Genomic DNA, 18,959 nt, shown 5'->3' with positions numbered 1-18,959 from the left:
TGAGTGAAGAGAGCAACGCCGTGACCCATCCCTTCCTGGACCTCGCGCCGCTGAGCGCCGCGCGTTTCGCGTCGATCGAGGACCGCGTGGCGCGGCTGCTCTCCACCGAGCAGGACGTCGTGATCATGCAGGGTGAGGCGCTGCTTCCGCTGGAAGGCGCCATTCGCGGCGCGGCCGGTCCCGGCACGACGGCCCTCAACGTGATCACCGGTCCGTACGGGCAGACGTTCGGCGACTGGCTCCGGGACTGCGGCGCGACCGTGCACGACCTGGCCGTGCCCTTCCACACGGCGGTCACCGCCGCGCGGATCCGCGCGGCCCTCGCCGAGCACCCGGAGATCGACTTCGTCTCCCTGGTGCACGCGGAGGCGGCCACCGGGAACACCAACCCGGTCGCGGAGATCGGCGAGGCCGTACGGGAGCACGGCGCCCTCTTCTACCTGGACGCGGTGGCCTCGGTCGGCGCCGAGCCGGTGCTGCCGGACGCGTGGGGCGTGGACCTGTGCGTGATCGGGGCGCAGAAGGCGATGGGCGGACCCGCGGGGGTCTCGGCGGTGTCCGTGAGCGAGCGGGCCTGGGCCCGGATGGCGGCGAACCCTGATGCGCCTCGGCGTTCCTACCTCTCCCTCCTGGACTGGAAGGAGCGGTGGGTCGACGCCGGGCGCAAGGTTCTTCTCCATGCCCCGGCGCAGTTGGAGATGCTCGCGCTGGAGGCGTGCGTGGAGCGGATCGAGTCGGAGGGGCTGGACACGGTGATGGCGCGCCATGCCGGGGCCGCGGCGGCGACCCGGGCGGGCGCGCTTGCGCTGGGCGTGGGGTTGGAGCCGTATGTGCGTGCTGCCGCTGACGCTGCGCCGGTCGCCACGACGTTGCGGGTTCCTTCCGGGGTGGACGCCTCGGAGGTGGTGGCCGTTGCGCTGGCCGCCGACCCCTCGCTTCCGCTGGCGGCGGGTGGGGGTGCGCTGGCCAAGGAGATGATCCGGGTCAACCACTACGGGGCGGCGGCGGGCCTCGCCGTGGTCGAGGCTTGCCTCGCCGCGCTGGGCGCGGCGCTGGCCGAGCAGTGAGGACCCGAGCCCCGACGTCACCTGCGGCCCGGTGAGGGCTGGCCGCGCCGTTCCCCGCGCCCCTGAAAAGCGGGGCTGCGCCCCTGCTTTTCGCCCTTCAGGGGCGCGGGGAACGGCGCAGTCCTTTGCCTTTGGGGGCGCGGGGAACTGCGCGAACGGCCCCACCGGGGCGCGCGGGGGAATGGACCGCGGACCTTGAACGTTCACGTATTCAGCGGAACTGTTCGGTCTGGTTGAGGAGAAGGTCCAAGACATGCGCGTCGAGATCTGGAGCGACATCGCCTGCCCCTGGTGCTACGTGGGCAAGGCCCGCTTCGAGAAGGCGCTCACCGCCTTCCCGCACCGCGACGACATCGAGGTGGTGCACCGTTCCTTCGAGCTCGACCCGGGCCGCGCCAAGGGCGACATCCAGCCGGTCATCCCGATGCTCACCAAGAAGTACGGCATGAGCGAGGCACAGGCGCAGGCCGGCGAGGAGAACCTGGGCACCCAGGCCGCCGCCGAGGGCCTGGACTACCGCACCCGGGACCGCGACCACGGCAGCACCTTCGACATGCACCGGCTGCTGCACCTCGCCAAGGAGCGGGGCCGCCAGGACGAGCTGATCCAGGGTCTCTACCGGGCGAACTTCGCCGAGGAGCGGTCCGTGTTCGGCGACGACGAGCGGCTCGTGGAGCTGGCGGTCGACGCGGGCCTCGACGCGGACGAGGCCCGCGAGGTGCTGGCCGACCCGGCCGCGTACGCCGACGAGGTCCGCGCCGACGAGCGCGAGGCCGCCGAGCTGGGCGCGAACGGCGTGCCGTTCTTCGTCCTGGACCGCAAGTACGGCGTCTCCGGCGCCCAGCCCGCCGAGGTCTTCGCGCAGGCCCTGGAGCAGGCCTGGGTGAGTCACTCCCCGCTCAAGCTCATCCAGCCGGCCGGCCAAGGCGACGCCGAGGCGTGCGGTCCGGACGGCTGCGCGGTGCCCCATCAGCACTGACGCGGCTCTGGCATCAGCCTCTGACGTGCACATATAAGCGTTGCTTGGCGGAACCACGTAGAAGAACGCAATGGACGGGGAGTTCTCCGGGCAGCAGAGTGGTCGCATGGAGACCTTCGAGAGCCTCGTCCGTGCCGAGTTCACCCCGAAGAACACCTACCTCAACACCGCCAGTACCGGGCTGCTCCCGGCCCGCGCGGTGGCAGCCATGCGGGCCGGCGTCGAGTCCGTGGCGGACGGCCTGCCGCAGGACATGTTCGCCGACGTGGAGGCGGCCCGCGCCGCCTTCGCCCGGCTCGTCGGCGTTCCGGACAGCCGGGTCGCCGCCGGGGCCTCGGTCGCCGTCTACACCGGACTGATCGCCGCCTCACTGCCCGAGGGCGCCGAAGTCCTCACCGCCGAGGGCGACTTCACCTCCGTGGTTAACCCCTTCCATGTGCGCCGCGGCCTCAAGGTGCGCACGGTGCCGCTGGAGCGGATCGCCGAGTCGGTGCGCCCCGGCACCGCGCTCGTCGCGGTGAGTGCCGCGCAGTCCGCGGACGGCCGGATCGCGGACCTGCCCGCGCTGCGCGAGGCCGCCCGCGCCCACGGCGCCCGTACGTACATCGACGCATCCCAGGCCGCCGGATGGCTGTCGGTCGACGCGGACGCGTACGACTATGTCTCCTCCGTCGCCTTCAAGTGGCTCGTCTGCCCGCGGGGCGTGGCTTTCCTCGTCGTTCCGGAGGACTTCGGAGGGCTCGATCCGGTCTTCGCGGGCTGGGTCGCGGGAGAGCATCCCTGGGACAGCTGCTACGGGCCGGTCGAGGAACTCGCCCACTCCGCGCGGCGGTTCGACGAGAGTCCCAGCCTCTTCTCGTACGCCGGTGCCCGCCACTCCCTCGAACTGGTCGAGCAGCTGGGTGTGGCCGCCGTGGGCGCCCATGACCTCGGTCTCGCCGACCGTTTCCGGGCGGGCCTCGCCTCTCTGGGGCAGGAGCCGGTCCCGGCGCAGGGCTCTCCCATCGTCTCCGTGCCCGGCCTTGGCCGCCGGCAGCCGGAGCTGAGCCGGGCGGGGATCGAGGTCTCCGACCGAGCGGGCCATCTGAGGGCCGCCTTCCACATGTACAACACGGCCGCGGATGTCGACCGTCTGCTGGATGTCCTGTCGGGCTGATTCCCCGGCCCACTGGCGCACGGCCCACGAGACCGCTAGGAAGGGCACCACGAGGTGGTGGTGCCGGTGGAGCCAACTCTCCACACGTCCGAACGGTCGCCCACGGATGCGGAGTTGCACCGGCGGCTGGTGTACGGCGACGAGACCGCGCTGGCCGAGGCGTACGCGACGTACGGCGGCCTGGTCCGGCGCGTCGCGGTGCGGGTCACGCACAGCGCGGCGGCCGGCGAGGACGTGGCGCAGGAGGTGTTCGCCCAGCTGTGGAGCAGGCCGTACGCGTTCGACCCGCGCCGCGGTTCCCTGCGCACCTGGCTGTCCCTGCTGGCGCACCGGCGGGCCGTGGACTGGGTGCGCAGCGAGGCCCGGCACCGCAAGGACACCCGCGCGGACGACTCGGCGCTGCACTCCATCCCGGACACCGGCCCCGGGCCCGACGAGGCGGTCGTGGACCGCGAACGCTCGCTCCTGCTGCACTCCGCGCTGGCCGAACTCCCCAAGCCCCAGCGGGAGGTGGTCCACCTCGCCTACTTCGCGGGCCGCACCTACCGCCAGGCCGCCGTCGAGCTCGGTATCCCGGAGGGCACCGCCAAGACCCGATTACGGTCCGCGCTGCGCAAGCTGGCCGCCTCCTTGGCGGACTCGGCCGACCCGTCGGATCCGGCGTGGGAAAGGGGCGCATGATGGCGTCGGGGAAAGGAGGCCTCCGGTGAGCGACGACCACGACGGCGTGCCCGAACTGCTGGCCGCCTGGGCCTTCGGCGCGCTGCAGCCCGCGGACGAGAAGGCCGTGCCGCTGCATCTGGCCGAGTGCGAGAGCTGCGCCGCGGAGGCGGAGCGGCTGCGCGAGACGGTACGGCTGCTGGACGGGCCGCCGGGAGCACCGGAGCAGGCCGCCATGAACAACGGTTCCGCCCTGACGGAAGGTGTACTCGCCGCCGCCCTGCGGGCGCGGCCCGCCGCGCCGCGCGTCGCCGCGCACGCGGCCCCGTACGCGGCCGCGGTCACCGGACTCGCCGCGCTGCTGCGGGAGGTGGACGGTCACCGGCCGTGGGGTACTCCCGTCGTGCACGACTGGGACGTCCGGGACACGGTCGGCCATCTGATCGCCGCCGACGAGGAGTTGGCCCGGCGCCTCGGTGTGGAGGCGCACGCGCCGTCCGCGCGGATCACGGAGGAGATGCCGTGGGAGGAGGCCTGGGAGGCACGGACGGCCGACACGATCGCGTACGAGCGGACGCGTTCCCCCGAGGAGACGGTGGCCGCGTGGTCCGCGCAGACCGCCGCGCTGCTGGCCACGCCCGAGGCCCGGGATCCCGAACGGGCCGCGTACGCCACGACGATGCTGGGTGTACGGCTGCCCGTGGCCGATCATTTCCTGGGGCGCGCCTTCGAGACCTGGATCCACACGGAGGACATCGGCCGTGCGCTGGGGCTCGCCGTGCCGCCGCCCGTCGAGGCCCATCTGGGGCAGATGGTCCGGCTGGCCGTCCGGATGCTCGGTCTGGCGCTGGGGCCCACCGCGCCACCGGTGCTGTTCGCCGTGACCGGTGTCGAGGGCGACCCCCAATGGGTGCTCGGCTCCGAGGGCGAACCGGTCCGGGGTGAACTCGCCCTGCAGGCCGTGGACTTCTGCCTGCTGGTGGGCGGACGGCACACACCCACCTCGGTGCCCCGCGGCATGGTGGGCGACGAGGACGCCGTACGGAACGTACTGGACCGGGCGGCTTCACTGGCCTGGCTGTAGGGCCCGGCCTGGTTCCGGGGCCCGGCCCCCGGCTCGACGGGCCGGCGTGGCTCTAGGGCCGGTCGCCCCCCGGTGAGGCCGGGCAGTCGGCTGTCTCCGTGCAGAGGTTCGCCTCGACGCGCGCGAGGAGTCCGGCGAGCTGTGCGATCTCGTCGGGACTCAGCCCGGCGAGGGTGTGCTCCTCCAGGCCGAGCCAGGCCTGCGTGACCTGGTCGTGCAGCCCGCAGCTGTCCTCCGTCGCCTCGACGAGGACCGCTCGGCCGTCCCTGGGGTCGGGACGACGACGGACGTGTCCTGCCTGCTCAAGCCGCTGGAGCATCTTCGTGACCGTCGACGGGTCGAGGTCGACCGCCTTGATCAGCTCCGACTGGCGCACCGGGCCCGCGTCCCACAGGTGCATCATCACGAACTCCTGCCCGGGGTAGAGCCCGGCGCCGCGCAGCAGCCGGCCGGCGGCCGCCCGGTGCATCCGGGCCACCCTGGAGATGGCGTAGCTCACCGCGCCGCCGCACGCAGCGGAGGGCGTCTCCTCGGTACAGGCGGGGTCGGCCTGTGAGGCCGCGACCTCGTGGGTGGCACTCATCCTGGCTCCCGGTTCCGCGCACGTTCGTGTCCGCCAAGCTTTTCACGGCCAATAAGTTGGCCGACCAAGGAATGGTTTACGGTGGCCCCTTGTTCCAATCATTGGCCGACCACATACATTCCCCTCAGGAGCTGCTGTGACCACCGCATACGACCCGATCGACCTGTCCGGCACCTCGCTCGCCAACCGCATCGTCATGGCGCCCATGACCCGCAGCCGGGCCGGTGCGGGCGGTGCGCCGACCGATCTCGTCGTCGAGTACTACTCCCAGCGGGCCTCCGCGGGCCTGATCGTCACCGAGGGCATCCAGCCGTCCGTGGTGGGCCAGGGCTACCCGGACACCCCGGGGCTGCACAGCGCCGAGCAGATCGCGGGCTGGCGCAAGGTGACCGACGCCGTGCACGCCGCGGGCGGCCGGATCTTCGCGCAGCTCATGCACGCGGGCCGGATCGGCCACCCGACGCTGCTGCCCGACGGACTCGTCAATGTCAGCGCCTCGCCCGTGCAGGCCAAGGGGCAGGTCTACACCCACGAGGGGCCCCTCGACTTCGTCACCCCGCGCGAGCTCACCGCCGAGGAGATCCGCGCCACCATCGGCGAGTTCGCGGCCGCCGCGCGGGGCGCGGTCGAGGCCGGTTTCGACGGTGTCGAGCTGCACGGCGCCAACGGCTACCTGATCCACCAGTTCCTCGCGCCGGGCTCCAACCACCGCACCGACGAGTGGGGCGGCTCGGTCGACAACCGCATCCGGTTCGCGGTCGAGACCGTCAAGGCCGTCGCCGCGGAGATCGGCGCGGAGCGGACGGGCATCAGGCTCTCGCCCGGCAACCCGTACAACGACATCCAGGAGCCCGAGCCGGAGCCGACGTACACCGCGCTGGTGGCCGCGCTGGAGCCGCTGGACCTGGCGTACCTGCACATCACCGAGGTGGGCGAGATCCGTGAGCTGACCCTGGCGCTGCGCAAGCGGTTCAGCGGCACGTTCATCCTGAACCCGGCGACCGAGGGGCCGACCGGGCCGGAGTCCCTGACGCTCGTCGAGGACGGCGTCGCCGACCTCGTCGCCTTCGGGGCGCTGTTCCTGGCCAACCCCGACCTGCCGGCCCGGCTGCGGGCCGGCGGTCCGTTCAACCAGCCCGACCCGGCGACGTTCTTCGGCGGGGACGCGAAGGGCTACACGGACTACCCGGCGCTGTAAGGCAGTTGGCCCGGTGCCCGACTCGAAAGAGTCGGGCACCGGGCCAATCGCCCTCAGGCGTACGTCACTTCACCCGCAGGTCACTTCACGGGGGTGAAGTCCGTGGACCCGATGAACTCGGGGCGGCGCACCGGGGCCGCGAACGGCTCCACCGCCGCGTTCTCCACGCTGTTGAACACGATGAAGACGTTCGAGCGCGGGAAGGGCGTGATGTTGTCGCCCGAACCGTGCATGCAGTTGCAGTCGAACCAGGTCGCCGAGCCGGCCCGCCCCGTGAAGAGCTTGATGCCGTGCTGCGAGGCGAACTTGGTGAGGGCCTCGTCGGAGGGCGTGCCCGCGTCCTGCATCTGCAGCGACTTCTTGTAGTTGTCCTTCGGCGTCGCTCCGGAACAGCCGAGAAACGTGTGGTGCGACCCCGGCATGATCATGAGACCGCCGTTGGTGTCGTAGTTCTCGGTCAGCGCGATCGAGACGGACACCGTCCGCATGTTCGGCAGACCGTCCTCGGCGTGCCAGGTCTCGAAGTCCGAGTGCCAGTAGAAGCCGCTCGCGCCGAATCCGGGCTTGACGTTGATGCGCGACTGGTGCACGTACACGTCGGAGCCGAGGATCTGCCGGGCGCGGCCGACCACCCGCTCGTCGCGCACGAGCTGGGCGAAGATGTCACTCGTCTTGTGGACCTCGAAGACCGAGCGGATCTCCTGCGACTGCGGCTCGATGATCGAGCGCTCGTCGGCGCGGACCGCCGGGTCGGTGACCATGCGTTCCAACTCGGCCCGGTAGAGCGCGACTTCGTCGTCGTCGATGAGCTGCTGGACGGCGAGGAAACCGTCCCGCTCGTAACCCTGCAGGTCGGCCCCCGCGATCGGCCCCGGCGCGCCCGGCGCGCTCCACACGACCGGGTCCTGCCGGGGCACGGACACCTCACTGGCGCCGCGGCTGGGGTACAGGTCGGTGATGGTCGTCATCGTTCAGACCTCCTCGGGCTCGGTCAGCAGGGGGTAGACGCCGTTCTCGTCGTGGTCCTCCCGTCCGGTCACCGGCGGATTGAAGACACAGATGCAGCGGAAGTCCTCCTTGATCCGCATCGTGTGCCTCTCGTGGCCGTCGAGGAGGTAGGTGGTTCCCGGCGTGATGACGTACTTCTCGCCGGTCTCGTCGTCGGTGAGCTCGGCCTCGCCCTCCACGCAGACGACGGCCTCGATGTGGTTCGCGTACCACATCGACGTCTCCGTGCCCGCGTACAGGATCGTCTCGTGCACCGAGAAGCCGACCCTCTCCTTCGCGAGGACGACGCGCTTGCTCTCCCAGGTGCCCGACGCCGATTTGACGTGTCGGTCAGTGCCTTCGATCTCCTTGAACGAACGGACTATCACGGTGGTACGAACCCTCCTTCAGGCTGTTCTGCCAGGCTGTTGTGCGGTTGGTGCGGTCGGTGCGGTTCAGGCCGTCTCTCGTACGGCCCGGGCGAGGGTACGAAGGCCCTCGTCCAGTTCGTCGGGCGTGATGGTGAGCGCCGGGAGGAGTTTCACGACCTCGCTCTCCGGGCCCGACGTCTCGATCAGCAGGCCGAGCTCGAAGGCCCGGTGCGCCACACGGCCCGCGCGCGCCTTGTCGTGGAACTCCATACCCCAGACGAGGCCGCGGCCGCGGTACTCCTTCACATCGGCGAGGTTCTCCTCGGTGATGGAGATCAGCGCCTGCTCGACCTGCTCCCCGCGGGTGCGGGTCTGCTTCTCCATGGCGGGCCCGTCGGACCAGTACGTCTGAAGGGCGGCGGCGGCCGTCACGAAGGCGGGGTTGTTGCCGCGGAACGTGCCGTTGTGCTCGCCCGGCTCCCAGATGTCCAGCTCGGGCTTGAACAGGCACAGCGACATGGGCAGGCCGTAGCCGCTGATGGACTTGGAGACGGTGACGATGTCGGGCACGATCCCCGCCTCCTCGAAGGAGAAGAAGGCGCCGGTGCGGCCGCAGCCCATCTGGATGTCGTCGACGATCAGCAACATGTCCTGGCGCTCGCAGAGCTCGGCGAGGGCGCGCAGCCACTCGACGCGGGCGACGTTGATGCCGCCCTCGCCCTGCACCGACTCGACGATCACGGCGGCGGGCTTGTTGAGGCCGGAGCCCTGGTCGCCGAGCAGCCGCTCGAACCAGAGGAAGTCCGGGACCTGGCCGTCGAAGTAGTTGTCGAACGGCATCGGCGTGCCGTGCACGAGCGGTATGCCGGCGCCGGCTCGCTTGAAGGCGTTGCCGGTCACGGCGAGCGAGCCGAGCGACATGCCGTGGAAGGCGTTGGTGAAGGAGACGATGGACTCGCGGCCCTTGACCTTCCGGGCCAGCTTCAGCGCCGACTCGACGGCGTTGGTGCCCGTCGGGCCGGGGAACATGACCTTGTACGGCAGGTCGCGCGGGCGCAGCACCAGGTTCTGGAACGACTCCAGGAAGCTGCGCTTCGCGGTCGTCGACATGTCGAGACCGTGCGTGACGCCGTCGCGTTCCAGGTAGTCGATCAGGGCCCGTTTCAGTACCGGGTTGTTGTGTCCGTAGTTGAGTGACCCGGCACCCGCGAAGAAGTCGAGGTACGCATGGCCGTCCTCGTCGTACATGCGGCTGCCCTGGGCGCGGTCGAAGACGGTGGGCCAGCTGCGGCAGTAGCTGCGGACCTCCGACTCCAGGGTTTCGAAGACACTCAGGTCGGGCTGGGTGATGGTCACGGCGGTACTCCTAAGGCGTGGGGGGTTCAGAACGACAGGGGGCCGATGCGGTACAGCACTTCTGGATCGTGCGGGCCGTCGGGGAACTGCCCTGTCTCGAACAGGACCTCACGCTCGACGGTCGCACCGTGGCGCGCTGCGTACGAGGTGAACAGCCGCTCGGAGGCGGTGTTGCCCGGGGAGATCGTGGTCTCCATGGAGGTCAGCTCGTGCCGGCCGGCGACCTGACGGGTCAGCCCGTCCAGGAGCGCGGCGGCGAGACCGCGTCCGCGCTGGGCCGCGTCGACGGCCACCTGCCACACGAGCAGCGTGTGCGGGCGCTCGGGCCGGATGTAGCCGGTGACGAAGGCGACCGGCGAGCCGTCGGCCGTACGCGCCACCGCGGAGGTGCCGGCGAAGTCACGGCACCACAGCAGGTAGCTGTAGGAGGAGTTCAGGTCGAGGGTCCCGGAGTCCTTGGCAATGCGCCAGAGTGCGGCTCCGTCGTCCACGTGCGGACGGTCGATCCGCAGCCCTTCCGGCATTTCCAGGAATTCCGCTTGCAGGTCTGCTTGTGCGGCGGTCATGTCGATTGAATTTACCCAGCAAAAATCGAAATCGCATCGCCGGGAAGGGTTACACAAGCAGGGCGCATGTGTTATCACGCGGGCACGGGCCGCGCATGGAGGGAGCATAAAGTGCCGTTTTGTCCGGAAAATACCGGACGAAACGAGCAGGTTGTGTATTGCGTCACAAGGACGAAACCGCCACGAGACCTGCCCGAATCGTGAGATCGATGTTCTCTAAATCTTAGTGTTTAGGCTTCGAAGAATCGGGCAGAAGCTTATGGATAACCCTGTATCAATAAAAGCAGAATTAGGCCCGCATTTAAAGGGGTCCCAGAAATTAGTGACCGTCCCTCAAGTCCGCCGGCCAGTCCGGACGGAACTCGATGTGGTCGTACGTGACCACGCAGCCCTCGCCCATGGGTGACTGGGTCATGAAGCCGACGAGGGCGGCCCCGGTCTCCTTCTCCTCGCCCAGGGTGAAGAGGCGGACGAAGGTCCAGCGCTCGCCGTCCTTGGAGGCGTGGAAGGCGAAGGCGCGGCCGGTGCGGCTGATCCGGAGCCAGACGGAGCTGCCGTCGACCGTGAAGGAGTTCGCGTCGTCGGAGTGCCCTCTGGTGACGACGGTGCAGACGGTGGGCACGTCCGGGGAGTTCTCCAGGCAGAGCTTGGCCCAGGCCCGCTCGCCCACGTGCGCGTAGAGAACGCCCGCGTCGAAGGCTCCGGCGAAGCCGACCGTGACGCGGGCGATGAGCTGGAAGTCGCCCTCGGGCGCCCCCAGCAGCCGGGGCGCGTCGGAGGCCGGGTCCAGGCCTTCGTCGGTGGGCGGCACGAACCGGTCCTGCCGCGCTCCCGCCCACCCGGTGAGCACCCCCTCCTCGTACGACCAGTGCCCATCGGGCCCGTAAGAACGAAGAGAAAAGGGAAGTTCAGGAAGTTCCATGTCCATCCCCCGAGTCTGCCAGGCCTCCACCACCCCGGGTGGGGCCGCAGGCCCCCTGAGGGGCGCGGGGAACGGCACAGTCCTTTGTCTTTAGGGGCGCGGGGAACGGCGCAGTCTTCTGTCTTGCGGGGCGCGGGGAACTGCGCGGCCAACCACAGCGGGCCCGCGGCCCACGATCGGCCACGGGCCCGACGGCGCGACGAACAGCGCACCAAGCGGAGCGCTACCGCTCAAGCCGCCCGTCGTACCGACGAGGAACCCCCAGCGGGTTCCCGTCCCGTAGTTCCGCGGGAAGCAACGCCTCAGGCGCGTTCTGATAAGCGACAGGCCGCAGCCACCGCTCGATCGCCGTCCCACCCACAGACGTGGACGTCGAGGTGGTGGCCGGGTAAGGCCCCCCGTGCTGCTGGGCAGGCGCCACCGCAACCCCCGTGGGCCACGCGTTCACGACCACCCGCCCGGCCAGCGGCGTCAGCTCGGCGAGGATCTCCGCGCCACGACCCTCCCCGGCAGCCTCCTCCGCCGAGAGGTGCACCGTCGCGGTGAGGTTTCCGGGCAGCCGCGCGAGCACCGAGTTCGCCTCGGCCTCGTCCTCGTAGCGCGCGACCACGGTCACCGGCCCGAAGCACTCCTCAAGCAGCAGGTCGTACTCGCCCTCGGCGGCCAGCCGCTGCGCGGGAACCGTCAGGAAGCCGGCGCTCACCGTGTGCTCGCCACCCGCACCCGGCGTCACCGGGGCGTCCACGTCGGCCAGCCCGGCACGCTCGGCGACACCGGCGACGAAGTTGTCGCGCATGCGGTGGTCGAGGAGGACGCCCGCCTCGGTGTTGCTCACGGCGTCCGTGAGGGACTTCAGCAGGCGGTCGCCCGCCGCGCCGGCCGGCGCCAGCACCAGGCCCGGCTTCACACAGAACTGGCCGACGCCCAGCGTCATGGAGCCCGCGAGCCCTGTACCGATCGCCTCGGCGCGCTCGGTGGCGGCGGCCTCGGTGATGACGACCGGGTTCAGCGAACCCAGCTCGCCGTGGAACGGGATCGGCGCGGGCCGTGCGGCCGCCGCGTCGAAGAGGGCACGTCCGCCGCGTACCGAACCGGTGAATCCGGCGGCCGACACCAGCGGGTGCTTGACCAGCTCGACGCCCGCCTCGAAGCCGTGCACGAGACCGAGGACGCCGTCCGGGATGTCGTGCTGGGCCGCGGCCCGGCGCACGACGGAGGCGACCAGCTCGGACAGACCCGGGTGGTCGGGGTGCGCCTTGACGACGACCGGGCAGCCCGCGGCGAGCGCGCTTGCGGTGTCGCCGCCGGCGACCGAGAAGGCGAAGGGGAAGTTCGAGGCCGAGTAGACGGCCACGACGCCCAGCGCCACCTTGTAACGGCGCAGGTCCGGGATCGGCGGCGTCGCGGTGTCGTCGGGGTGGTTGATCACGACACCGAGGAACTCGCCCTCCTCGACGATGTCCGCGAAGGCCCGCAGCTGGTAGCAGGTACGGGCGAGTTCGCCGGTGAGCCGGACCGGGCCGAGCGCGGTCTCCGCGTCGGCCGCCTCCACGAGGTGTTCCTTGGCGCCTTCGAGCTGGTCGGCCGCGGTACGCAGGAAGGCCGCGCGGACCGTGCGGTCGGCGAGAGCCCCCCGGGCGGCGTGCGCGGCGCGGACGGCCTCGTCCACCTCCTGGGCTGTGGCCTCCACCGCAACCTGCTCGCGCTGCTTCCCGGTTCGGGGGTCGACACTCCAGACTGGTGCTGCTGCCACCGCGGGTCCCTCCAGATGTAATGCCGCAGTTCATGTGCCACTCACCAGGGGCGTTCGATATGCTGAACGCTGTCTCTGATGGTGAATATGCTGTCGAGACTATTTCCCGGCGAACTAGGGGGTCAAGGCCGATGTCGGCAGGCGAGACGGGCGGCGGAGCGCAGGTCAAGTCCGCGGTGCGGACGGTTGAATTGCTTGAGTACTTCGCCGGACGCCCCGGCATGCACTCCCTGGCCTCCGTGCAGGAGGCCGTCGGATATCCCAAGTCCAGTCTCTACATGCTGCTGCGCACCCTTGTCGAGCTCGGCTGGGTCGAGACCGACGCGACGGGCACGCGCTACGGCATCGGCGTACGGGCGCTGCTCGTCGGTACGTCGTACATCGACGGTGACGAGGTCGTCGCGGCCGCGCGGCCGACGCTGGACCGCCTCTCCGACGACACGACGGAGACGATCCACCTCGCCCGCCTCGACGGCACGAACGTCGTCTACCTCGCGACCCGCCAGTCCCAGCACTATCTGCGCCCCTTCACGCGCGTGGGGCGCCGGCTGCCGGCGCACTCCACGTCCCTCGGCAAGGCGCTCCTCGCGACGCACACCGACGAGCAGGTACGGAAGCTGCTGCCCGAGACGCTGCCCGCGCTGACCGAGCACACGATCACCGACCGGGAGAAGCTCATCGAGGAGCTGCACCTGGTGCGGGAGCAGGGGTTCGCGGTGGACCGCGAGGAGAACACGCTGGGGCTGCGCTGCTTCGGCGTCGCGATCCCCTACCGGACGCCCGCGCGGGACGCGATCAGCTGCTCGGTGCCGGTGGCACGGCTGACGCCCGCGCACGAGCAGATGGTGAAGGACGCGCTGTTCGACGCGCGGGACCGGCTGACGCTCGCCACCCGGAGGCTCTGACGTGTCCGACACACCTGGCATCGAGGTCCGGCTGCGGGCTGTCCACGACAGCGATCTGCCGGTCTTCTTCCGGCAGACGAACGATCCCGAGTCCTCGCGGATGGCCGCCTTCACGCACAAGGACCCGACCGACCGGGACGCCTTCGACGCCCACTGGAAGCGGGTCCGGGCCTCGGACGCCGTGACCCGCACGATCCTTGTCGACGGGGATGTCGTCGGCAGCGCGGCGGTGTACGGGCCGCCCGGCGAGCGCGAGGTGACGTACTGGATCGATCGCGCCTACTGGGGGCGGGGGATCGCCACGGCCGCGTTGCGGGCGCTGCTCGTCGCCGTGCCCGAGCGGCCGCTGTACGGGCGTGCGGCCGCGGACAACTCGGGGTCTTTGCGGGTGCTGGAGAAGTGCGGGTTCGTTGCCACTGGGCGGGAGCGGGGGTTCGCGAATGCGCGGGGCGCCGAGATCGATGAGGTCGTTCTGACGCTTCGGGAGTGACGTGCGGGTGTGTCGGTGACGTGCGGGTGCGTCGTGGCTGGTCGCGCCGTTCCCCGCGCCCCTGAAGACAAAGGACTGCGCCGTTCCCCGCGCCCCTGAAGACAAAGGACTGCGCCGTTCCCCGCGCCCCTGGGGGCCGCAGGTCGTGCCCCGGTTCATTAACGGGGCATGAGAAAAACGGGGCGAAGGGAACGATCGGGGGGTTCTTGCTCGTCCTTCTGGGCGGGATGAACAAAACGATCAGGCGCGCCTCCGTCTTCACTCTGCTGCTCGTGTTCGCTCTGCTGGTCAGAGCGACCTGGGTGCAGTTCTACGAGGGCCAGGCACTCGCAGAGGACAAGGACAACCGTCGGAACGCGATCGAGCAGTACGCGTACCCGCTCGGGAACATCATCGTGGGCGGTGACGCGGTCACCGGCTCCGCGCAGACGAAGGGCGGCGACCTCAAGTACAAGCGCACGTACACCGACGGCAGTCTCTACGCGGCCGTCACCGGGTTCAGCTCGCAGGTGTTCGGCGCCACCCAGCTCGAAGGCATCTACCAGGACCTGCTCGACGGCACGGACAACCGGCTGAAGAACCCCCTCGACACGGTCACCGGCAAGCGTTCCGACCCGGGCGATGTGATCACCACCGTCGACCCTGCCGTGCAGAAGGCGGCCTACAAGGCGCTCGGTGACAAAAAGGGCGCGGCCGTGGCCATCGACCCGAAGACCGGGAAGATCCTCGGTGTCGTGTCCACGCCGTCGTACGACCCCTCCACCATCAGCGGGGGCGACTCCGAGGCCTGGACCAGGCTGACCAAGGACCCCGACAAGCCGATGACGAACCGGGCGCTGCGCCAGCCGCTGCCGCCGGGCTCGACGTTCAAGCTGGTCGTCGCGGCCGCCGCGCTGGAGGACGACCTCTACTCCTCGGTGGACGAGAAGACGGACAGCGAGAACCCGTACACGCTGCCGGGTACGACGCGGGTCCTGGCGAACGAGAGCAAGTCGGCGCCCTGTGAGAACGCGTCGATCCGGGTCGCGCTCCAGTACTCGTGCAACAACGTCTTCGCGAAGATGGCCGTCGACCTGGGTCAGGACAAGCTGAAGGCGATGGCCGAGAAGTTCGGCTTCAACGACGCCTCGCAGGACGTGCCGGTGCGGGCGTACACGAGCGTGTACCCGTCGGACATGGACAGGTCGTCCACGGCGCTGACGGGCATCGGGCAGTTCGACGTGACCGCGACGCCGTTGCAGATGGCCATGGTGTCGGCCGCCATCGCCAACGGCGGGAAGCTGGTCTCGCCGCACCTGGTGTCGCAGATCAGCGACGCGAACGGGGATGTGCTGGAGAACTACGACGACGACACGGAGAGCAAGGAGATCGTCGGTTCGTCCACGGCCGAGCAGCTGCAGTCGGCGATGCAGACGGTCGTCGAGGAGGGTACGGGGACGAACGCGCGGATCGACGGGGCGACGGTCGGGGGCAAGACCGGTACGGCTCAGCACGGGGAGAACAACAGCAAGACTCCGTACGCCTGGTTCACGTCCTATGCGAAGTCCGACTCCTCCGGCAAGGAGGTCGCTGTCGCTGTGCTGGTGGAGCAGTCGGACGCGGCGCGGTCCGAGGTCAGCGGGAATGGTTTGGCCGCGCCTGTTGCCGAGGCCATGATGCGGGCGGCCATCGGGAACTGAGGGTTCCCCTGGGCGGGGGGCGGTGTGTTGTCGGCTGCGGGCCGCTGGGGGTTGCTCGCGCCCCTTTTCAGGGGCGCGGGGAACGGCGCATTCTTTTGGCTTTCAGGGGCGCGGGGAACGGCGCAACCTCTTGGCTTTCAGGGGCGCGGGGAACTGCGCAACCTTTGGGGGCGCGGGGAACTGCGCGGCCGACCACAGCGGAGCCGCAGACGACTGATCCCCCGCCCCCACCCCGGGCAGGGCTACGCGTTCAGGATCTGTTCGATCGGGTCGATCGCGAAGTAGATCAGGAACAGCGCCGCCGTCCCCCACAACAGCCAGTGAACCTCCTTCGCCTTCCCCAGCACCGTCTTGATGAGGACGTACGCGACGAACCCCGCCCCGATCCCGTTGGTGATCGAGTACGTGAACGGCATCACCGCGATCGTCAGGAACGCCGGGATGGCGATCTCGTACCGGTCCCAGTCGATGTGCTTGACCTGGGTCATCATCAGGAACCCGACCGCCACGAGCGCCGGCGCCGCCGCCTGCATCGGGACGATGGTCAGCAGCGGGGTCAGGAAGAGCGCGAAGGCGAACAGCCCGCCCGTGACGAGGTTCGCGAACCCGGTCCGGGCCCCCTCGCCGACACCGGCCGCCGACTCGATGTACGAGGTGGCGGAGGAGGCGGACGAGGCGCCGCCCGCGACCGCCGCGGCGCCGTCGATGAGCAGGACGCGGCCCAGGTTGGGCACCTTGCCCTCCTCGTCCAGCAGCCCGGCCTCCGCGCTGATGCCGACGACGGTGCCCATGGTGTCGAAGAAGTCCGAGAGGATCAGCGTGAAGACCAGCAGCACGACGGTGATCACGCTGACCTCGCCGAACGCGCCGAACAGGCTGAAGTCGCCGAGCAGTCCGAAGTCGGGCGAGGCGACCACGTCGTCGGGCACGTGGGGCGTGGTCAGGCCCCAGCTCTTGACGTCCGCGATCTCGTCGACGACGATCGCGACGGCCGTCATGGTCACGATGCTGATCAGGATCGCGCCCTTGACCTTGCGGGCGAGCAGCCCGATGGTCAGCAGCACGCCGAGGCAGAAGACCAGGATCGGCCAGCCGGTCAGCGCGCCCGTGGCGCCCAGCTGCACCGGCACGGTGGTGTTGGCGGCGTCCGGTATGCGGCTGACGAAGCCGGCGTCGACGAAGCCGATGAACGCGATGAACAGACCGATGCCGACGCTGATCGCCTGCTTGAGCGGCTGCGGGATCGCGTACATGACGGCCTCGCGCAGCCCGGTCACGACCAGCACGCAGATCAGCAGGCCTTCGAGGACGATGAGCCCCATCGCGTCGTCCCAGCTCATCAGCGGGGCGATCTGGAAGGCGACCACGGCATTGAGGCCGAGGCCCGCGGCGAGCGCGAGCGGGAGGTTGCCGCCGACACCCATGATGATCGTCATCACCGCGGCCACCAGGGCGGTGGCGGTGACGAGTTGGACGCTGTCGAGCTGGTCGCCGAACTTGTCCTTGGCGCTGCTGAGGATGATGGGATTCAGGACAAGGATGTAGGCCATCGTGAAGAACGTGGCGAAGCCGCCTCGTACTTCCCGGCCGAAGGTGGAGCCCCGGTCGGAGATCTTGAAGAACCGGTCGACGCTGTTGGCCGGGGGTGGTCCGGCGGCGGGCCGGTCCTCCACCTTCTGCGTTTCGGACATGGCTGATGCTCCTCGTTACCTGCGTGCCTGGTGTGCGGATGCTGGCTGGATTGTTCCCGCGTTGAACCGGTTTCAGGTTTTCATCGTGTTACGGAATAGGGTTCGGCCCGCCAAGGTGTACCGCAGGAACCGACAGGGAGAGGTCACCCGTGGGCACTGTCGTCGACGACGCCGCCTCGGTGGAGTTCCACGACTTCTTCGAGCGGCACTACGCCGAACTGGCCCGCCTGGCCCACCTGTTGACGGGCGAGTCGGACGCCGCCGACGATCTCGCGGCGGACGCGCTGCTCGCACTGTGGCACCGCTGGGACCGGGTGCGCGCGGCCGACCACCCGGTGGCGTACGCACGCGGTGTGGTCGCCAACATGGCGCGCAGCCGGATCCGCAGCGCGGTGCGCGAACGACGGCGGATCACCCTGTTCTGGTCGCAGCGCGAGGACAGGACCGAGAACCCCGACGTGCCCGGCATGGTGGACGTCCAGGAGGCGCTGCGCAGACTGCCGTTCCGCAAGCGGGCGTGTGTGGTCCTGCGCCATTCCTTCGACCTCTCGGAGAAGGACACCGCGCTCGCCCTCGGTGTCTCGGTGGGTACCGTGAAGAGCCAGACGTCGAAGGGGATGGCGGAGCTGCAGCGGCTGCTGGGGTCCCAGGAGGCTCCGCGGCGGATGCACGCGGCGGCGCTGCGTGCCGGTGGCACCGGGGAGATCACCGGGGGGAGGGGGCGATGAAGGACGTGCACGACGAACTGCGGGCCCGGCTGCGGGACTCGGCCGAGGCGCACGAGCCCGATCGCGCGCGCATCCTGGCCCGCGTCGAGCGCGGCATGGCGGGCGGGGACAGCGTGGCGGATCCGTCCCCGCGCCCGCCCGCGCTCGGCTGGTTCCGTGTCGTCGGCGCCACCGCGGCGGTCGCCGGCGTGCTGGCGGTGGGCGGTTACGCCGTCGCGTCGGCGGTGCGGGGCGAGCAGGCGAACGACCGGACCGTGACGGTGACCCCCAGTCCGGCTCCCTCGCCGGAGGACTCCGGTCCGGCCGTGCCGCCCGCGGGTACCGGTACCGAGGACGGCCCGCTGTGGTCCGACGGATCGGTGGACCCGCACAGCAACGAGTTCTGGGCGCAGAGCAATGTGACGGTGAAGACGAAGAGGCAACTCACCGCGCTGACCGTGGTGTTGAAGGTCAGGCAGACCGGCGGTGTCACCTCGGCGGGTGCCTGGCGTTCCGCGCCGGAGGAGGATTTCACGGTGTCCGTCGCCGAGCGGGGCGGTTTCCTCGTCTACACGTGGACACTCAAGCCGGGCCGTACGGTGTGGCCGGGCGAGTGGGTGTTCGCGGGCCAGTACGACCATGACCGGGGCGGCCGCGACGCCGGGGACGACAGGTACACGGCCGACGCCATGGCCGACGGTGAGGACCGGGGTGTGGCGGGCGACTTCGCGCGCGGCGGGTCCGACGACGGCGACTCGTAGGACCGCGACTCGTATACGCGGGATCCCTGGATCCGCGCGCCGAG

General features: G+C 70.2%; 19 protein-coding genes. 11 read left to right on the top strand and 8 right to left on the bottom strand.

Annotated elements, in window-relative coordinates; translation table 11 throughout:
• Nucleotides 1–20: 20 nt before the first annotated feature.
• From OHS59_RS33875 to OHS59_RS33855, 5 genes are all read left to right on the top strand, one after another.
• Nucleotides 21–1,067, top strand: a complete 1,047-nt coding sequence (locus OHS59_RS33875; protein WP_328499462.1) for a pyridoxal-phosphate-dependent aminotransferase family protein — start codon at nucleotides 21–23, stop codon at nucleotides 1,065–1,067.
• 253 nt (nucleotides 1,068–1,320) lie between these two features.
• Nucleotides 1,321–2,046, top strand: a complete 726-nt coding sequence (locus tag OHS59_RS33870) for a DsbA family oxidoreductase (protein ID WP_328497155.1) — start codon at nucleotides 1,321–1,323, stop codon at nucleotides 2,044–2,046.
• 106 nt (nucleotides 2,047–2,152) lie between these two features.
• Nucleotides 2,153–3,202 (top strand): aminotransferase class V-fold PLP-dependent enzyme, encoded by a 1,050-nt coding sequence (locus OHS59_RS33865; RefSeq protein ID WP_443061545.1) that lies wholly within the window; start codon nucleotides 2,153–2,155, stop codon nucleotides 3,200–3,202.
• 54 nt (nucleotides 3,203–3,256) lie between these two features.
• A complete protein-coding gene (locus OHS59_RS33860; RefSeq protein WP_328497153.1) occupies nucleotides 3,257–3,883 on the top strand; it encodes an RNA polymerase sigma factor in 627 nt (208 codons plus the stop codon).
• 25 nt (nucleotides 3,884–3,908) lie between these two features.
• Nucleotides 3,909–4,946, top strand: coding sequence for a maleylpyruvate isomerase family mycothiol-dependent enzyme (locus OHS59_RS33855; protein ID WP_328497152.1), 1,038 nt, complete (start codon nucleotides 3,909–3,911; stop codon nucleotides 4,944–4,946).
• A gap of 52 nt (nucleotides 4,947–4,998) precedes the next feature.
• Here the strand turns inward: OHS59_RS33855 and OHS59_RS33850 are convergent, their stop codons facing one another.
• Complete coding sequence (locus OHS59_RS33850; RefSeq protein ID WP_328497151.1) at nucleotides 4,999–5,529, bottom strand: MarR family winged helix-turn-helix transcriptional regulator; 531 nt, start codon at nucleotides 5,527–5,529, stop codon at nucleotides 4,999–5,001.
• A gap of 136 nt (nucleotides 5,530–5,665) precedes the next feature.
• On the opposite strand from OHS59_RS33850, the gene OHS59_RS33845 reads away from it, so the two are divergent.
• The gene (locus tag OHS59_RS33845) at nucleotides 5,666–6,727 is read left to right on the top strand and encodes an alkene reductase (protein WP_328497150.1); all 1,062 of its coding nucleotides are present in this window, start codon (nucleotides 5,666–5,668) and stop codon (nucleotides 6,725–6,727) included.
• Nucleotides 6,728–6,807: 80 nt separating this feature from the next.
• On the opposite strand, the gene thpD is transcribed toward OHS59_RS33845, so the two are convergent.
• The 6 genes from thpD to OHS59_RS33815 all read right to left on the bottom strand — a co-directional run bounded on the left by thpD (nucleotide 6,808) and on the right by OHS59_RS33815 (nucleotide 12,682).
• The gene (gene thpD / locus OHS59_RS33840) at nucleotides 6,808–7,695 is read right to left on the bottom strand and encodes an ectoine hydroxylase (RefSeq protein ID WP_328497149.1); all 888 of its coding nucleotides are present in this window, start codon (nucleotides 7,693–7,695) and stop codon (nucleotides 6,808–6,810) included.
• A 3-nt stretch (nucleotides 7,696–7,698) separates the two neighbouring features.
• Entirely contained in the window at nucleotides 7,699–8,103 is a 405-nt protein-coding gene (locus tag OHS59_RS33835; protein ID WP_328497148.1) for an ectoine synthase, read from the bottom strand.
• 66 nt (nucleotides 8,104–8,169) lie between these two features.
• Nucleotides 8,170–9,441: a diaminobutyrate--2-oxoglutarate transaminase gene (ectB, locus tag OHS59_RS33830; protein WP_328497147.1), complete on the bottom strand. Its 1,272-nt coding sequence runs from the start codon at nucleotides 9,439–9,441 to the stop codon at nucleotides 8,170–8,172.
• 26 nt (nucleotides 9,442–9,467) lie between these two features.
• Entirely contained in the window at nucleotides 9,468–10,007 is a 540-nt protein-coding gene (ectA, locus tag OHS59_RS33825) for a diaminobutyrate acetyltransferase (RefSeq protein ID WP_328497146.1), read from the bottom strand.
• A 319-nt stretch (nucleotides 10,008–10,326) separates the two neighbouring features.
• A complete protein-coding gene (locus tag OHS59_RS33820) occupies nucleotides 10,327–10,935 on the bottom strand; it encodes a DUF1349 domain-containing protein (protein ID WP_328497145.1) in 609 nt (202 codons plus the stop codon).
• Between the two features lie 217 nt (nucleotides 10,936–11,152).
• A complete protein-coding gene (locus OHS59_RS33815; RefSeq protein ID WP_328497144.1) occupies nucleotides 11,153–12,682 on the bottom strand; it encodes an aldehyde dehydrogenase (NADP(+)) in 1,530 nt (509 codons plus the stop codon).
• Between the two features lie 131 nt (nucleotides 12,683–12,813).
• Here OHS59_RS33815 and OHS59_RS33810 point away from each other — a divergent pair, with 131 nt between their 5' ends.
• From OHS59_RS33810 to OHS59_RS33800, 3 genes are all read left to right on the top strand, one after another.
• A complete protein-coding gene (locus OHS59_RS33810) occupies nucleotides 12,814–13,587 on the top strand; it encodes an IclR family transcriptional regulator (RefSeq protein ID WP_328497143.1) in 774 nt (257 codons plus the stop codon).
• Nucleotides 13,588–13,606: 19 nt separating this feature from the next.
• Nucleotides 13,607–14,077: a GNAT family N-acetyltransferase gene (locus OHS59_RS33805; RefSeq protein ID WP_328499461.1), complete on the top strand. Its 471-nt coding sequence runs from the start codon at nucleotides 13,607–13,609 to the stop codon at nucleotides 14,075–14,077.
• Nucleotides 14,078–14,304: 227 nt separating this feature from the next.
• A complete protein-coding gene (locus tag OHS59_RS33800) occupies nucleotides 14,305–15,756 on the top strand; it encodes a peptidoglycan D,D-transpeptidase FtsI family protein (RefSeq protein ID WP_328497142.1) in 1,452 nt (483 codons plus the stop codon).
• Nucleotides 15,757–15,998: 242 nt separating this feature from the next.
• Here OHS59_RS33800 and OHS59_RS33795 read toward each other — a convergent pair whose 3' ends face one another.
• Complete coding sequence (locus OHS59_RS33795) at nucleotides 15,999–17,447, bottom strand: NCS2 family permease (RefSeq protein WP_328497141.1); 1,449 nt, start codon at nucleotides 17,445–17,447, stop codon at nucleotides 15,999–16,001.
• A gap of 149 nt (nucleotides 17,448–17,596) precedes the next feature.
• Between OHS59_RS33795 and OHS59_RS33790 the strand changes: the two genes are divergently transcribed.
• Both OHS59_RS33790 and OHS59_RS33785 read left to right on the top strand, forming a co-directional pair.
• Entirely contained in the window at nucleotides 17,597–18,175 is a 579-nt protein-coding gene (locus OHS59_RS33790) for a SigE family RNA polymerase sigma factor (protein WP_328497140.1), read from the top strand.
• On the top strand, nucleotides 18,172–18,915 hold the full coding sequence (locus tag OHS59_RS33785) for a hypothetical protein (protein ID WP_328497139.1): 744 nt from the start codon (nucleotides 18,172–18,174) through the stop codon (nucleotides 18,913–18,915). The genes OHS59_RS33790 and OHS59_RS33785 overlap by 4 nt, the downstream gene beginning before the upstream one ends.
• Nucleotides 18,916–18,959 lie beyond the last annotated feature (44 nt).

It is taken from the genome of Streptomyces sp. NBC_00414, from assembly GCF_036038375.1.
Lineage (GTDB): Bacteria > Actinomycetota > Actinomycetes > Streptomycetales > Streptomycetaceae > Streptomyces.
The sequence above is the reverse complement of the archived record's forward strand: the minus strand, read 5'-3'. Positions and strand labels throughout refer to the sequence as shown.

Coding starts and splice junctions, on each gene's coding strand:
- OHS59_RS33865 (WP_443061545.1), top strand. CDS start 2,153: ATGGAGACCTTCGAGAGCCTCGTCCGTGCCGAGTTCACCCCGAAGAAC.
- OHS59_RS33795 (WP_328497141.1), bottom strand. CDS start 17,447: ATGTCCGAAACGCAGAAGGTGGAGGACCGGCCCGCCGCCGGACCACCC.
- OHS59_RS33870 (WP_328497155.1), top strand. CDS start 1,321: ATGCGCGTCGAGATCTGGAGCGACATCGCCTGCCCCTGGTGCTACGTG.
- OHS59_RS33850 (WP_328497151.1), bottom strand. CDS start 5,529: ATGAGTGCCACCCACGAGGTCGCGGCCTCACAGGCCGACCCCGCCTGT.
- thpD (WP_328497149.1), bottom strand. CDS start 7,695: ATGACGACCATCACCGACCTGTACCCCAGCCGCGGCGCCAGTGAGGTG.
- OHS59_RS33800 (WP_328497142.1), top strand. CDS start 14,305: ATGAACAAAACGATCAGGCGCGCCTCCGTCTTCACTCTGCTGCTCGTG.
- OHS59_RS33785 (WP_328497139.1), top strand. CDS start 18,172: ATGAAGGACGTGCACGACGAACTGCGGGCCCGGCTGCGGGACTCGGCC.
- ectA (WP_328497146.1), bottom strand. CDS start 10,007: ATGACCGCCGCACAAGCAGACCTGCAAGCGGAATTCCTGGAAATGCCG.
- OHS59_RS33820 (WP_328497145.1), bottom strand. CDS start 10,935: ATGGACATGGAACTTCCTGAACTTCCCTTTTCTCTTCGTTCTTACGGG.
- OHS59_RS33810 (WP_328497143.1), top strand. CDS start 12,814: ATGTCGGCAGGCGAGACGGGCGGCGGAGCGCAGGTCAAGTCCGCGGTG.